We start from the raw sequence: 14,895 nt of genomic DNA, 5'->3' as shown, positions 1-14,895 counted from the left end.
GATCTCCTAAATGCTCAACTTTTTCAAGTTACGTTTTTTGCCATAGATGATCTGTACGATCGCACGGGTTACGGTAATCGCCGTAAACATCGAGCAGACAATACCAATCATCAGGGTGACAGCAAAGCCTTTGATCGGACCAGTACCAATTGCGAACAGAATGAACGCTACCAGGAAGGTAGTTAAGTTCGAGTCGAAAATGGTGTTATAGGCCCGATCATAACCGGCCACAATTGCCTGTTTCGGCGAGGCGCCCCATTTCATTTCTTCCCGTATCCGCTCACAGATCAGTACGTTGGCATCGACCGCCATACCGATAGTAATCACGATACCTGCAATACCCGGCAGGGTGAGGGAAGCGCCAATCCATGACATCACTGTCAGAATCATTGCCAGGTTAACAACCAGTGCGAAGTTGGCAATTACACCGAACAGACGGAAGAATACGACCATCCAGATTGCAACTAAGATGAAACCGATTTGAGTAGAGAGTACGCCTTTATCAATATTTTCCTGACCTAGACTTGGACCAATCACACGTTCTTCAACGAAGTACATTGGCGCAGCCAGAGCACCAGCACGTAGCATCAAGGCAAGCTCAGAAGCTTCCTGAGGTGAGTCCAGACCGGTAATACGGAATTGAGAACCCAATACTGCCTGAATGGTTGCAGCGTTAATGACCACAGATTCGGTATATGGTGTACGCACTTCAGTTTGTGCACCAGTTGCCGGATCTTCTACGTAGCTGATTTTTTGCTTGTTCTCGATGAACAGTACCGCCATACGTTTGCCTACGGCATTACGTGTGGCATCTGCCATCAATTTACCGCCAGCGCTGTCCAAAGTAATATTAACTTCAGCACCGCCAGTGTCCTGGCTAAAGCCAGAAGATGCATTTTGTACGCGTTCACCAGTCAAAATACGGTTACGGTTCAGCAATAACTGACGACCACTGTCCAGAGATTCATAAGCAAATGCCTGAGTACCTGCTGGAGCTGTACCACTTAATTGGCCAGTATAAGGATCGATATATTGATCATTCAGATCAGACACCAGACGGAATTCCAGGTTCGCCGTACGGCCCAAGACACGTTTTGCTTCTGCGGTATCCTGTACACCCGGAAGTTCAACCACAATACGGTTGCTACCTTGAGTTTGTACCAGTGCTTCAGCCACACCTAACTCGTTAATACGGTTACGTAAAGTAGTTAAGTTCTGGTTCACCGCATAAGATTCGATTTCCTGCTTACGCGTATCGGTATAGTTGAGGCGTAAAGTCGAACCAGTTTCAGTCGCCACTGCCTGCTGATTGAATTCATTGCCATTACGGCGCAAGAAATCCATCACGGCGGCACGATCATCATTATTGGCAAACTGCACAACAATGGTGTTATTGCTTAAATTCAGGCTATTGAATTTCAGGTTATTATCACGCAGCTGACGACGTAGGTCAGTTGCAGAGGTGTCCATGCGCTGTGCAATCGCCTTATCCATATCCACTTCGAGCAGGAAGTGAACACCACCACGTAAGTCCAGACCCAGTTTCATTGGTTTGGCACCAATTTTCTGTAGCCATTCTGGGGTGGTTGGAGCAAGGTTAAGTGCTACTACGTATTCATCACCTAAACCACGGCGTAAAGCTTCTTTGGCTTTCAGCTGCGCTTCACTTGAATTTACACGTAATAAAGCAGCGTTATTACTAAAGCTATTGTCGTGAGTTGCAATATTTTCAGTTGTTAAAATCTGCTCTGCTTTTTGTACGATGCCTGCGTCAATCTGAGTACCGGCTTTGGCACCCGAAATCTGTACAGCAGGTTCATCAGGATACAAACTTGGCAGGGCATATAAAGTACTGACCACCAGGACCACCAGGATCAGCACATATTTCCATGCTGGGTAACGCATTCGTTTTCTTCTTAAAATGAAAAAGTCGTGCGGGGAGCACGACTAATTTTGATTAAATGTTATTTAAAGTGCCTTCAGGCAGAACTGAGATCACACTCGCACGTTGAACTTTGACTTCTACACCGCGGCTCAGCTCAACGACTGCGAAATCACCTTCAATTTTAGTGATTTTGCCCATTAAGCCGCCTGCAAAAACGACTTCGCTGCCTACGCCAAGGCTGTCAACCAGAGCACGGTGCTCTTTGGCACGTTTTGATTGAGGGCGCCAGATCAAGAAATAGAAGATTGCAACAAAAACCGCAATCATCAAAAGGTTAGCCATCAAGCTTGGTTGTTGTGCAGCTTCACCTGCAGCGTGAGCAGTCGAAATAAATAGGCTCATTTCATTTTCCTAAAATAAAAAACTGGTGATCAACTTGATAATAAATTGACATATTCTTGCAATTTACCCTGTCTTTTTCCTCAGCGCAAATGCTGAAAGATTAATCTTGTGGACAAGGTGGAACTTCCAGGCCACGACGAGCGTAAAAGTCCTGAACAAATTCATCAAAAGTTCCGTTATCCAGCGCATTGCGGATATCTTCGGTAAAACGCTGGTAATAACGCAGGTTATGGATGGTACCGAGCATAGAACCCAGCATTTCTCCACATTTCTCTAAATGGAACAGATAAGCGCGGGTAAAGTTCTGACAGGTATAGCAGTCGCAATGTGGATCAAGCGGGCTTTGATCATGACGGTATTGGCTATTACGGATACGCACCAAACCATCAGTCACGAAATAATGACCGTTACGTGCATTTCGGGTTGGCATGACGCAGTCGAACATGTCTACACCGCGACGGATGCCTTCAACGATATCTTCTGGCTTACCCACACCCATCAGGTAGCGCGGTTTATTTTCCGGCATTTTGTTCGGAAGATAATCCAGTACCTTGATCATTTCTTCTTTTGGTTCGCCAACGGACAGACCGCCAATCGCATAACCATCGAAGTCAATCTCAAGCAGGCCTTTTAAGGATTCATCGCGCAGGTCTTTATACATCCCGCCCTGAATAATCCCGAACAGGGCATTTTTATTGTTGAGCTCATCATGATGATGTTTCTTGCAGCGCTCAGCCCAGCGTAAAGACAGTTGCAAAGATTTTTGCGCTTCTTCATGGGTTGCAGGATAAGGCGTACATTCATCAAAAATCATCACAATGTCAGAGTTCAGCGTATGCTGAATTTCCATTGAAATTTCAGGTGAAAGGAAAACTTTTGAACCATCAATCGGGGAGCGGAAGGTCACGCCTTTTTCTTCAATCTTGCGCATTGCACCCAGACTGAAGACCTGGAAGCCGCCTGAGTCAGTCAGAATCGGTTTATTCCATTTCATGAAACCGTGCAGGCCACCATGCTGCTTGATGACTTCAAGACCCGGGCGCAGGTACAGGTGGAAGGTATTACCGAGGATAATCTGTGCTTTAATGCCTTCAACATCACGTGGCAACATGCCTTTAACCGTGCCATAAGTACCAACTGGCATAAAGACCGGCGTCTCTACTACGCCATGTTCAAGCGTTAAACGACCACGACGGGCACGACCCGACTGACCTAATTTTTCAAACTTCATAAGAGTCCCAAATCAAGGCGAAAAAACAGTTCGCTGATTACTAATGCGAATTAAAGGGCGCTATTTTCCTTGATTCTGACCTTAAACGCCAGCATTGTAGAGAATTCACTCTGTAATTTTATTTATCGATGAATAGAGGAAACATCAGGTGAAAAGGGTGAATTTGCAGAAAACTGCTGTAAACGCTGCATGATTTCTTCCCGGCTCAAGGCACAGCTACCATCAGGTTCAGCCGCCATGGCAGCAATATGCAGGATCAGTTTCTGGATATAGATATTGCTGTCGATAAAATAAGATTCCAGCGTCAGTAAATAGGCATCCTGCGCCACTTGTAGATAGTCATAAGGCTCCATCGCCAGCATTTGTTCCAGGTCAATCAGGATGTCTTTGTCACTTTGCGAAAGCTTGAAGCGTTTATGGGATGCAGGCAAAGGCTGAGCTTGTCGGGAAGCTAAAAAGTCCTGCAATAAGCGACTGTCGGAATTGAGTTCAAGTGCAGATCGGCATTCACATTCGGTCTGGGTCGGAACGCTGAGAAAAAAGATAATCGAATCTAGATCCAGACCATAAGCTTCAGAAAGTCGATGTTTAGCTTGCTTAAAAGTTTCTAGCAATAAATCCAAGTGAGTAGCAGAAAGTTGTTTTTGCTGGGCTAAGACAGGATGGCCAAAACTATGCTGGGTTTTAAAATACTCTGCCAGCAAAGTTTTAAAAGGCACGAGTTTAGATTGTGAAGAGGCTTGAGTTCTATAGCGCCATTTTCGTACATTCCAGCGATCCCGTTCGGCCAGATATTGCTGTTGATCTTCAGGGTCCTGAAAAATGCTACGTTCAGTCGAAATCGCCAGATCATCTAGCAGCAAAAATTCATCAAAGACCAAACTACAGGCATAGATTTCATCATCCTGATAGCGGTCATACAGCTGATAAAATTCCTTGACCAGCGTCTGTTGCAAGTGTTCTAAATAATCCAGCATGATTTTTTATTCTTTTTATTGGGTTTTATAAGTGTATTGCTTTATCTCTCGCTATTGCATCATAAGCCAATGTATTGCAAATCAAAAACTATAAAATGTAATGATTTTTCTCAGTGGAAATTCGGACGATAGTCAAAGTTTTGACTCACGGTCTGGTCACGGAAAGGGCGTACTGCTTTCTTTTTGAGGAACATGTTATTGATAATATTGTGCGGGAAAATCTGGATCTGATTATTGAAGAGTTCAACATTGCGATTGTAAATGGTAATCGCAGCACCGACATTTTCATTCTGTTCTTCAATTTCATTCATCATTTTCAGATAAATATCATTGGCTTTCAGTTCAGGGTAGTTTTCAATCACCACATTCAGGCTGCGCATCAGTTCTTTATTCAGGTTTTCAACTCGTTGTAACTGGGCAATATCGGCATCCTGAATATTCAGGTTCATAATGTTCTGGCGCAGTTCAGTAACTTTCTCTAAAGTCCCTTTTTCAAAACTGGAATATTGCTCAACCAGAGGTTGCAGACCATCCAGGATTTTTAGTTTTTGCCGCTCATAGCTAGCGACATCGGACCATGCACGAATAGTGGAGTTATGATGGCGCACAATGCTGTTACGAATCATGATAATGGCAATAATGACCAGAAGCGGGATAATGACAAAAACAAAAAATCCCATAAGAATAGTCCCCAGGAAAAAATAATTATTTTAAAAATTGCGTCAGATCAGTATGTAACTTTTCCAATTCTATTAATTTAAACGTTCTGAGATGGCCACGCAATGTGGAAATATCGTTAATTTTATCGTGTTTACTGGATACCTGAAATAAATCATGTGGTCCCAGATAGCAGAGCATATGGCTTTCCGGGTGAAATAGTAAATCGCCCTGACGCTGTTCAAAAAAGTCCGCCAGTCGAAGTACAAAACCGGGTGTGAGCATTTTGGCCATTTGCATCGGATCACTGCCAAAGAAATTTAATTTCTGATTGGTGCGAATGTCGCTGCTGTGCCAAGGATGAGCATAAGGATAATAAAATTTCTTTCTGGAGGTAGTCACGGCTAGCCCCTGAATCTGAACATCAAAAACAAATACCCCCCAAAGGTCTTTATGTACCTGGGTCAGTTTGACCGGCTGACCTTCCTTATTGCGTACCTGAACTTCGTGCACATAATGATATTGAAAGACCAGAACCTGATGTTGTTGACCATCTTCATCTTCCCAGACAGTGCTGGCATAGCGTGAAATCTCATTACTTAGAGAACCTTGATTAAATACCGGGAACAGACGTTTTAAATAGCTAATAAAATGTAGGGGATTGAGTGGAATAGAAATATGTTGTGGCTGTTTCTGAAAAGCCAGCTGGTATTTTTTGGCGAGCGCCTCATCTTCCAGATAGCGAATGACTTCATCTAGTGGCTGGCGATGTTCATAGCTGATATAAGCCCAGAATACCAGTAGGCATCCAAAGAAAACACCGCTTTGCATCCAGATATTGGCCGGTGCCACAAAGATGCAGCCAATCAGAAAGAGTCCGATTCCGGCCAGAGCAAGCGGTAAATTATTTTCAAATTTTAAGCTAATTGGGCCGTTCCATGGATGCAAGCCATTCAATAATTCCTGATGGCTTTTGGCCTGACGACCCAGATCCCAGAGCCGGGCGATATTGCGAAACACTACTTCATTTTTCTTACGTCGAATATGAATGGAGTGCTGCACAGACTCGATCGGCATGGGGAGGGTTCCTACTGATTATTGCACTTGATCAATCAGCATGGCATCGCCATAACTGAAGAAGCGGTATTTGCTTTCAACCGCGTGTTTGTAAGCATTCAGGATGTTTTCGCGGTTAGATAGAGCTGAAACCAGCATGAGTAGGGTAGATTCCGGTAAATGGAAGTTGGTAATCAGACGATCCACTACTTTGAACTCATAACCCGGATAGATGAAGATTTGAGTATCACCGGTCCAGCCTTTCAGTTCACCACCATTGGCCTGAGCCGCACTTTCGGTCGCACGGGTTGCGGTCGTACCCACAGCAATCACTTTATTACCACGTGCTTTGGTGGCTTTGATCAATTCCATGGATTCATCCGATACCTGACACCATTCGCTGTGCATGATGTGATTTTCGATATCATTGGTACGAACTGGCAGGAAAGTTCCAGCCCCAACATGCAAGGTCACAAAGGTTTTCTGAATGCCTTTTTCTGCCAGTTTTTTCAGCAACTCTTCATCGAAGTGCAGGGAAGCGGTAGGAGCAGCAACGCTGGCCAGTTTTGTCGGATCATTGAAGACAGTCTGATATCGAACTGTATCAATCTCTTCGGCTTCACGGTTGAAATAAGGTGGAATTGGTAGTGCGCCGTATTGATCCAGCACATCCAGAATCGGCTGAGAAAACTCGACAATAAATAGATTTTCATGACGGCCTTGAACAGTGACTTTGACTTCATCTGGACCAATAAATAATTCTGCACCGGCTTTGGGTGTATTGCTAGCCTTGATATGACAATGCGCGATGAACTGATCCATCATCCGCTCAACCAGCACTTCTACTGCACCACCAGAGGCACGTTTACCTTTCAGGCGTGCTTTCATCACTTTGGTATCGTTCAGAACCAGCAAATCGCCTTCATTCAATAAATCCAGAATATCGGTGAACTGGTGATCGTGATATTGGCCTTGTGCATCAAGGTGTAACAGGCGAGAAGCACTACGTTGTTCAAGAGGATAGCGAGCAATCAGCTCATCAGGGAGATCGAAACTAAAATCAGAAAGTTGCATGACAATTTACGATAAAAAAACTGCGGCTAGTATAAACTTTTTTCTTTTTTATGGCGGGAATTGCTCGATTATAAAACAAAAAAATAAGAATTGTTTTAAAATTAGGCAAATGTATTTTTTCTGCGTTGACAAGTTTTTGAAACAGAGTAATATAGCCGTCATCCACTCCCGAGGTGGTGAAATTGGTAGACGCGGCGGACTCAAAATCCGCTGTCAGAGATGACGTGTCGGTTCGAGTCCGACCCTCGGGACCAAGATTCTAAAGAACCCCAAGCATATTAAGTCTTGGGGTTTTTTATTGCTTAAAAATAAGCATATAGATGTGAACTTCTTTTATTGATCGCATTCTTTATCTTTAGTTTTGTAAGGCATCTTTCAGAATAAGTACCTTAATCAGCACTTTAAATTCAGCTACTTAAATAAATGAGTTGTCTGTATTCTGGATATAAAAAAGCCCCACTCATCAAATTTTTCTTTTTCACTATCAAAAATAAAATTCAAAAGTGGAGCTAGATACCTAGATACTACAGTCTTAATAAATTAAGAAAATTCACCCGTTGAGCGTTCTTTGGCCCAGTCACGCAGGATAAATTTCTGCAATTTCCCGGTTGAAGTTTTTGGAATCTCGGTAATCACCACATCTTTAGGTACTTTAAAACGCGCCAGATGTTGCTTGCAGAATTCGATAATCTCTTCTGCTGTAGCAGTTTGTCCTGCTTTCAGTTCGACAAAGGCACATGGTACTTCCTGCCAGCGTGGATCTGGTTTTGCCACCACGGCTGCCGTGAGAATAGCAGGATGCTGATAGAGCACTTCTTCCACTTCTAGCGATGAAATGTTTTCACCACCTGAAATAATCACGTCCTTAGAGCGGTCGGTAATTTTCGCATAACCATCAGGTTGGCATACTGCTAGATCGCCAGTATGGAACCAGCCACCGGCAAAGGCTTCTGCAGTTGCTTCCGGATTCTTTAAATAACCTTTCATGACGATGTTGCCACGGAACATGATTTCACCCATGGTCTGACCATCATGTGGCACTTCCTGCATAGTGTCAGGATCAAGTACTTTCATGCCATCTTGCAATGGATATGGTACACCTTGACGAGAATGCAGTTGTGCCTGCTCCTGAATTGAAAGATCTGACCAGCCTGCCTGAGATGCACAGAGCGCAGAAGGACCATAGGTCTCAGTTAGACCATAGACGTGAGTCACATTGATGCCGATATTACGCATGCCCTCAATGATTGCAGCAGGAGGTGCAGCACCGGCTACCATCACTTCGACACGATGATCAAACTTGGTCTTTTTCTCTTCAGGGGTATTAATCAGCATCGATAGTACAATGGGTGCGCCACAGAAATAATCCACTTTATGTTCAGAAATGAGTTTAAAGATCAGTTCCGGATCAACCTTGCGTAAGCAGACATTCGTACCGCCATTGGCTGCCATAGTCCAGGCAAAACACCAGCCATTACAGTGGAACAGCGGTAAGGTCCATAAGTAAGTGGCACGCGGCATCATGCCACAAGCAATGATATTACTGGCTGCATTAATATAGGCGCCACGGTGATGGTAAACTACGCCTTTCGGATTGCCTGTGGTTCCAGAAGTGTAGTTCAGGCTGATTGCATTCCACTCATCATCCGGTAAATGCCATTCAAAATTGGCATCGCCTTGAGCCAGCCAGTCTTCATATTCAATTTGGCCGATACGGGTATCTTCACCCTCGAATTCTTCATCAGCCACATCAATCACATAAATGTCCTGCTGTGGAACGAGTGCCAAAGCTTCTGTTGCAACTGCGGAAAATTCTGGATCGACCAGCAGTACTTTGGTCTCAGCATGTTCCAGCATGAACGCCAATGTTTTGGCATCCAGACGGGTATTTAAGGTATTCAGGACCGCACCCGCCATTGGCACAGCAAAGTGTGCTTCGATCATCGCAGGTACGTTTGGCAGCAAAACTGAAACGGTATCATTTTTACCGATGCCTAAATTCTGGAGCTGGTGGGCAAACTGACGGCAACGATTGTATTTTTCACGCCAAGTAATACGACGCTTACCATGAATGATCGCGTTTTGATTCGGGTAGATATAAGCCGCGCGATCGAGATAGCGTAAAGGTGACAGCGCTACAAAATTGGCAGGGGTGCGCGGTAATTCATCGTATGCCTTAACCATTGTAAAACTCCGTTCTATATTTATTTTTCATATCCTGTTAAAAAAGATATGCAATTCTTGGAAGTCTTGCAGTTATGCTTTAGTCGAGTGCGAATGTATAATTTTAAAAATTTAAATAATTGAATATTAATAAAATTATTTTTAAGCACTGATTTTTTTGAACCTATGGGTTCCCATATTTGCCTTTTTAGGTATTTTACTCTAAATGGGTGTTAAAAATAGCCTCAGCCAAGGAATAATAATGAAAATACAACAGGCGGATGCAACATGGCGAAACTGGTCGGGAAGCCAGTACAGTTCTCCTCAAATTTTCAAGCCTAAAGAAATCAATGAATTACAAACTCTGGTGAAGTCACATGCGCAGATTCGTGTGGTGGGTGCAGGACATTCATTCAGTGCGCTAGCCAAAACCGATGAGGTATTGATTAGTCTGGATCATTTCAATGGCGTGATAGATGCAAATGAAGCGACAGCTCAATGTACTGTACAGGCAGGAACGAGATTATATGAGTTGGGTGAATATCTAGCCTCTCTTAATCAGGCTTTGATCAACCAAGGTGATATTGATCAGCAAAGTCTGGCGGGTGCAATCTCGACCGGTACGCATGGCACGGGAATTGATTTACCGTGTCTATCTGCTTTCGTTCAAGGCTTTGAATTACTGACTGCAGATGGCGAATTATTGCAATGTGATGAGCAGCAAAATACGGAAATTTTTCAGGCAGGGCGGGTAGCACTGGGCAGTCTCGGAATACTCACCAAAATCACCCTGCAAAATCGGCCGCGTTATAAATTAAAAGAACAGATCCGGTTGTGTCCATTAAAAGACATATTTTCCAATATCGATCAATGGAAACATCAGCATCGTCATATTGAGTTTTGGGCTTTTTTGTATGCTGATCAGGTCATGCTGAAAACACTAGATGAAACGGATGAATGCATTCAGCCGAGAAAAGAAAGCTGGCCATCAGAAGATAGTTTATTGATGTTGTGCTCTGAATTGACACGGTTATTGCCGTTTACCAATCCTTATCTGCAAAAGCTGCTCGGTGTTTTTGTCAAACCGACCTGTTTTGTGGATTGGTCCAGTCAGATTTTCCCCACACCGCGTAATACCCGATTTAATGAAATGGAATACCAGATTCCGGTCGAACTGGGCTTGCAGTGTCTGGAAGAAGTGCTGCATTGTTTAAGGCAGCATCGTGTGCCGATGTTCTTTCCGATCGAGTTTCGTTATGTCAAAGCGGATGACATCTGGCTCAGTCCATTTTATCAGCGGGATTCAGTTTCAATTTCTATCCATCAGTTTCATAAGCAGGATTATCATGTCATTTTTAATCTAATTGAACTGATTTTTCAGAAATATCAGGGGCGACCGCATTGGGGCAAATTGCATAGCATGCATGCTGCATCACTGCGCGATTTATATCCAAAATGGCCTGAATTTATAGCGCTACGTCAGCAGCTGGATCCGCAGCAAAAATGGCTGAATCCCTACTTGAAACAACTGTTTCTGGCTAAGTAGCAGGAGTAGAAGATGCGATCAACTTATTTTCAGCAACTGACTCAAGACCTAAAACAGCAGGGTACAGGTACACCACAACTGATTCTGGATTTGGTTCAGTATCAGCATAATCTGGATGTTGTGCAGGCAAAACTACCTCCGCAGTTAAAGCCTCGTCTGGTGGTGAAATCTCTGTCCAGTACTGAGTTGCTTCAATTAGCCAGTGAAAAGCTGAATACCCAGCGTTTTATGGTATTTCATCTGCCACATCTTCGGGAAATTATCGGAGTATTTGAGCAAGCGGACATTCTACTCGGTAAGCCAATGCCGGTTCATGCAGCGCAGCGCTTTTATCAAAGCTGGTTTGGTCAAATGGACTTAAATCCTCAAGTAAATATTCAATGGCTGATCGATAGTCAGGCACGGCTGGAGCAGTATCTGCAACTCGCCCAAAACCTGAATTTCTGCCTGAATATAAATATTGAAATTGATGTGGGGCTGCATCGCGGAGGAGTAAGCAGTCAGGAACAGTTTGTAGCCCTACTCAAGCTGATTCAGCAGCATCCTCTGAATCTAAAATTTTCCGGATTAATGGGCTATGATGCGCATGTAGCCAAACTGCCAAAGATTCTCAAAAGTCCTGAAAAAAGTTATCAGCAATCACAGCAGATTTATCAACAATTCAAGATGACGCTGCAGCAATTTCCTGATTTATGGCATGAAAACCTATGTTTTAACGGTGGCGGCAGTCCGACCTTTATGCAGCATTGCCAGCAGAGTGTCTGTAATGATCTGGCTTTTGGTTCCATGCTACTTAAACCCAGCGATTTCGATCTGGACAATCTCTCTGCTTTAAAATCTGCCTTGTGGATCGCCACTCCGATTTTAAAAGTGCTGCCTTATGGCCAGATTCCCGGTCTGGAAGTATTTAATTATCTACCGCATCAGTATAAAGCATTATTTATTTATGGTGGCTACTGGCAGGCGGACTATTATTTTCCAGAAAAAAGCCAGCCGCATATTTTATATGGACGCAGTAGCAATCAGGAAATGGTTCTGGTATCGAAATCTTGCGAACTGAAAGTCGATGATTATGTGTTTTTAAGACCGACCCAAAGCGAAGCCATCATTCCCCAGTTTTCTCAATTGTATGTCTATATCGAAAGGCAATTTGAAGCGTGGCAAACCTTTAGAGAATAAATAATTCTTGAGCGAATAATGATCTTAACTCGTTGCAGCTCAAAAGAACTTTTTGGTGATAAATCCTATTTTTATTAGGGAAAAGGTTTAATCATTGGCTCAAGCCGTGTAAAATTCTAGGCGATTTTTTATTTATCCACCGTTTTTATCTTTTGAGGTTCTCCCTCGATCATAATCTCGCGGTGACATGCTCCATGGTACGGGGCATCACTCCTTAAGGATTTCATATGCCAATTATCACTTTGCCAAATGGCGATCAAAAACAGTTTGATCACGCCGTATCTGTGATGGAAGTTGCTCAAAGCATCGGTCCTGGTCTTGCAAAAAATACCGTTGCAGGTCGTGTAAACGATCGTCTAGTGGACGCGTGCGATCTGATTACTGAAGACGCAACCTTACACATCATCACGCCTAAAGATGAAGAAGGTGTCGAAATTATTCGTCACTCTTGCGCACACTTGGTGGGTCATGCCGTTAAGCAATTGTTCCCAGAAGCAAAGATGGTCATTGGTCCAGTCATTGAAGAAGGTTTCTACTATGACATCTGGATGCCACGTCCATTTACTTTAGATGACATGGCTGCGATTGAAGAGCGTATGAAAAAGCTCATCGATCAAGACTATGACGTCGTGAAAAAAATGACTCCACGTGATGAAGTGATTGCAGAATTCACAGCCCGTGGTGAAGAATACAAATTGCGCCTGATCGCAGATATGCCTGAAGAAACTCAAATGGGCCTGTACTACCATCAGGACTATCTGGATATGTGCCGTGGTCCGCACGTACCAAATACCAAATTCTTAAAATCATTCAAGCTGACTAAAATCTCTGGTGCTTACTGGCGCGGTGATGCGAAGAACGAACAGCTACAACGTATTTATGGTACAGCCTGGGCTGATAAGAAACAGCTTGCAGCTTATATCAAACGTATTGAAGAAGCTGAAAAACGCGATCACCGTAAAATTGGTAAAGCTTTAGACCTGTTCCACATGCAGGAAGAAGCACCAGGTATGGTGTTCTGGCATCCGAACGGCTGGACCATTTATCAAGTGCTTGAACAATACATGCGTAAAGTTCAGCAAGAAAATGGCTATCTTGAAATCCGTACACCACAAGTGGTGGATTTCACGCTTTGGGAAAAATCAGGTCACGCAGCAAACTATGCTGAAAACATGTTTACGACTCATTCAGAGAACCGTAACTATGCCGTGAAACCGATGAACTGTCCTTGTCACGTGCAAGTGTTCAACCAGGGCTTAAAATCATATCGTGATCTTCCAATCCGTTTAGCGGAGTTTGGTTCATGTCACCGTAACGAGCCATCGGGTTCTTTACACGGCATCATGCGTGTACGTGGTTTTACCCAAGATGATGCGCATATTTTCTGTACTAAAGAACAAATCGGTACTGAAGTTGCAGACTTTATCAAATTGACACTAGACGTATACAAAGATTTTGGCTTTGAAGAAGTACAAATGAAGTTATCTACACGTCCTGAAAAACGTGTGGGTGATGATGCACTTTGGGATATGGCAGAAAAATCTTTGGCAGATGCTTTAGATGCTGCTGGCCTAGATTGGGATTTACAACCAGGTGAAGGTGCATTCTACGGTCCGAAGATCGAATTCTCATTGAAAGACTGCTTAGGCCGAATCTGGCAGTGTGGTACCATTCAATGTGACTTCAACCTTCCAGAACGTCTGGATGCCTCTTATGTTACTGAAGACAACGATCGTGATCAGCCTGTAATGTTGCATCGTGCAATTCTTGGCAGTTTCGAACGTTTTATTGGTATACTGATTGAGCACTACGCGGGCTTTATGCCACCTTGGTTATCACCAGTGCAAGCGTGTGTCATGAATATTACTGATGCTCAAGCCGAGGCTTGTGAGTCAGTCGTCGCGAAACTTAAAGAAAACGGAATTCGTGCAATTTCTGACTTGAGAAATGAGAAAATCGGCTTTAAGATTCGTGAACGTACTTTAGAGCGTATTCCTTACTTATTGGTACTTGGGGACCGTGAGGTAGAGGAAGGTACGGTGAATGTCCGTACCCGCTCAGGAAAAAATTTGGGTACTATGTCAATCGATGCTTTCGTTGACTTAGTAAAAGCAGCCGTTGCCGAACGCGGCCGGTACATTGTGGAGTAACAGCGATTAAACAGCCTGACCGTAATCAACAGGGCGGTAATAAATCAAACCGTCCTGCCTTGAATGATGAAATTCGTGCTAAAGAAGTTCGTCTTGTAGACGAAAATGGTGAGCAAAAAGGTATTGTAAGCCTTGCGGAAGCATTGCGCGCAGCAGAAAATGTTGAGCTTGATCTTGTTGAGATCGTAGCCAATGCTGAGCCACCTGTTTGCAAAATCATGGACTTCAATAAGCATTTGTTTGATCTGAAACAAAAGCAGAAAGAAGCGAAGAAAAAACAACATCAAGTCCAGGTGAAAGAAATCAAGCTACGTCCTGCGACAGATGTAGGTGATTACAACGTAAAATTACGTGCAATCATCAAATTCCTTGAAGAAGGAAACAAGGTAAAAATTACCCTGCGTTTCCGTGGTCGTGAAATGGCTCACCAACAACTGGGTCTGGCTCAACTGCAAAAAGTTGAAGCAGACGTCGTTGAATATGGTGTAGTTGAACAAGCGCCAAAAATGGAAGGTCGTCAAATGGGTATGCTGCTTGGTCCTAAAAAGAAAAAGTAAGCATCTCTTGATGAAAAA

Annotated in this window: 12 protein-coding genes and 1 tRNA gene; 5 read left to right on the top strand and 8 right to left on the bottom strand. The window is 43.6% G+C overall.

What is annotated here, in order from left to right; genetic code table 11:
* Positions 1 to 6: 6 nt before the first annotated feature.
* The 7 genes from secD to queA form a co-directional block, all read right to left on the bottom strand.
* Entirely contained in the window at positions 7 to 1,905 is a 1,899-nt protein-coding gene (gene secD, locus AC4MBN_RS11875) for a protein translocase subunit SecD (RefSeq protein WP_159123076.1), read from the bottom strand.
* Between the two features lie 52 nt (positions 1,906 to 1,957).
* Complete coding sequence (gene yajC, locus AC4MBN_RS11870; RefSeq protein ID WP_004783613.1) at positions 1,958 to 2,287, bottom strand: preprotein translocase subunit YajC; 330 nt, start codon at positions 2,285 to 2,287, stop codon at positions 1,958 to 1,960.
* A 100-nt stretch (positions 2,288 to 2,387) separates the two neighbouring features.
* Positions 2,388 to 3,518, bottom strand: a complete 1,131-nt coding sequence (tgt, locus tag AC4MBN_RS11865; protein WP_491880261.1) for a tRNA guanosine(34) transglycosylase Tgt — start codon at positions 3,516 to 3,518, stop codon at positions 2,388 to 2,390.
* 122 nt (positions 3,519 to 3,640) lie between these two features.
* Positions 3,641 to 4,495 (bottom strand): DUF4303 domain-containing protein, encoded by an 855-nt coding sequence (locus AC4MBN_RS11860; RefSeq protein WP_491880260.1) that lies wholly within the window; start codon positions 4,493 to 4,495, stop codon positions 3,641 to 3,643.
* A gap of 110 nt (positions 4,496 to 4,605) precedes the next feature.
* The gene (locus tag AC4MBN_RS11855; protein ID WP_286716323.1) at positions 4,606 to 5,175 is read right to left on the bottom strand and encodes a LemA family protein; all 570 of its coding nucleotides are present in this window, start codon (positions 5,173 to 5,175) and stop codon (positions 4,606 to 4,608) included.
* Positions 5,176 to 5,200: 25 nt separating this feature from the next.
* The gene (locus tag AC4MBN_RS11850) at positions 5,201 to 6,229 is read right to left on the bottom strand and encodes a hypothetical protein (protein WP_419365695.1); all 1,029 of its coding nucleotides are present in this window, start codon (positions 6,227 to 6,229) and stop codon (positions 5,201 to 5,203) included.
* An 18-nt stretch (positions 6,230 to 6,247) separates the two neighbouring features.
* Positions 6,248 to 7,282 (bottom strand): tRNA preQ1(34) S-adenosylmethionine ribosyltransferase-isomerase QueA, encoded by a 1,035-nt coding sequence (gene queA, locus AC4MBN_RS11845; protein WP_491880259.1) that lies wholly within the window; start codon positions 7,280 to 7,282, stop codon positions 6,248 to 6,250.
* A 167-nt stretch (positions 7,283 to 7,449) separates the two neighbouring features.
* Between queA and AC4MBN_RS11840 the strand changes: the two genes are divergently transcribed.
* Positions 7,450 to 7,536, top strand: a tRNA-Leu gene (locus tag AC4MBN_RS11840).
* A 286-nt stretch (positions 7,537 to 7,822) separates the two neighbouring features.
* Here AC4MBN_RS11840 and AC4MBN_RS11835 read toward each other — a convergent pair.
* Positions 7,823 to 9,466 (bottom strand): acyl-CoA synthetase, encoded by a 1,644-nt coding sequence (locus tag AC4MBN_RS11835; RefSeq protein ID WP_491880258.1) that lies wholly within the window; start codon positions 9,464 to 9,466, stop codon positions 7,823 to 7,825.
* A gap of 241 nt (positions 9,467 to 9,707) precedes the next feature.
* On the opposite strand from AC4MBN_RS11835, the gene AC4MBN_RS11830 reads away from it, so the two are divergent.
* From AC4MBN_RS11830 to infC, 4 genes are all read left to right on the top strand, one after another.
* Positions 9,708 to 10,991 carry a D-arabinono-1,4-lactone oxidase gene (locus tag AC4MBN_RS11830; protein WP_491880257.1) on the top strand — a complete coding sequence of 428 codons (1,284 nt, stop codon included), beginning with the start codon at positions 9,708 to 9,710 and terminating at the stop codon, positions 10,989 to 10,991.
* Between the two features lie 12 nt (positions 10,992 to 11,003).
* Positions 11,004 to 12,170 (top strand): alanine racemase, encoded by a 1,167-nt coding sequence (locus AC4MBN_RS11825; RefSeq protein ID WP_491880256.1) that lies wholly within the window; start codon positions 11,004 to 11,006, stop codon positions 12,168 to 12,170.
* A 227-nt stretch (positions 12,171 to 12,397) separates the two neighbouring features.
* Complete coding sequence (thrS, locus tag AC4MBN_RS11820) at positions 12,398 to 14,320, top strand: threonine--tRNA ligase (protein ID WP_159123058.1); 1,923 nt, start codon at positions 12,398 to 12,400, stop codon at positions 14,318 to 14,320.
* A 5-nt stretch (positions 14,321 to 14,325) separates the two neighbouring features.
* The gene (infC, locus tag AC4MBN_RS11815; RefSeq protein ID WP_081400954.1) at positions 14,326 to 14,877 is read left to right on the top strand and encodes a translation initiation factor IF-3; all 552 of its coding nucleotides are present in this window, start codon (positions 14,326 to 14,328) and stop codon (positions 14,875 to 14,877) included.
* Positions 14,878 to 14,895 lie beyond the last annotated feature (18 nt).

The sequence above is a fragment of the Acinetobacter sp. CAU_H_60 genome (assembly GCF_058599385.1).
Note: the sequence above shows the minus strand (reverse complement) of the source record. Positions and strands in the feature narration are given on the sequence as shown.

Excerpts from the sequence above, each read along its gene's own strand:
- secD (WP_159123076.1), bottom strand. The coding sequence starts at position 1,905 with ATGCGTTACCCAGCATGGAAATATGTGCTGATCCTGGTGGTCCTGGTG.
- yajC (WP_004783613.1), bottom strand. The coding sequence starts at position 2,287 with ATGAGCCTATTTATTTCGACTGCTCACGCTGCAGGTGAAGCTGCACAA.
- tgt (WP_491880261.1), bottom strand. The coding sequence starts at position 3,518 with ATGAAGTTTGAAAAATTAGGTCAGTCGGGTCGTGCCCGTCGTGGTCGT.
- AC4MBN_RS11860 (WP_491880260.1), bottom strand. The coding sequence starts at position 4,495 with ATGCTGGATTATTTAGAACACTTGCAACAGACGCTGGTCAAGGAATTT.
- AC4MBN_RS11855 (WP_286716323.1), bottom strand. The coding sequence starts at position 5,175 with ATGGGATTTTTTGTTTTTGTCATTATCCCGCTTCTGGTCATTATTGCC.
- AC4MBN_RS11850 (WP_419365695.1), bottom strand. The coding sequence starts at position 6,229 with ATGCCGATCGAGTCTGTGCAGCACTCCATTCATATTCGACGTAAGAAA.
- queA (WP_491880259.1), bottom strand. The coding sequence starts at position 7,282 with ATGCAACTTTCTGATTTTAGTTTCGATCTCCCTGATGAGCTGATTGCT.
- AC4MBN_RS11835 (WP_491880258.1), bottom strand. The coding sequence starts at position 9,466 with ATGGTTAAGGCATACGATGAATTACCGCGCACCCCTGCCAATTTTGTA.
- AC4MBN_RS11830 (WP_491880257.1), top strand. The coding sequence starts at position 9,708 with ATGAAAATACAACAGGCGGATGCAACATGGCGAAACTGGTCGGGAAGC.
- AC4MBN_RS11825 (WP_491880256.1), top strand. The coding sequence starts at position 11,004 with ATGCGATCAACTTATTTTCAGCAACTGACTCAAGACCTAAAACAGCAG.
- thrS (WP_159123058.1), top strand. The coding sequence starts at position 12,398 with ATGCCAATTATCACTTTGCCAAATGGCGATCAAAAACAGTTTGATCAC.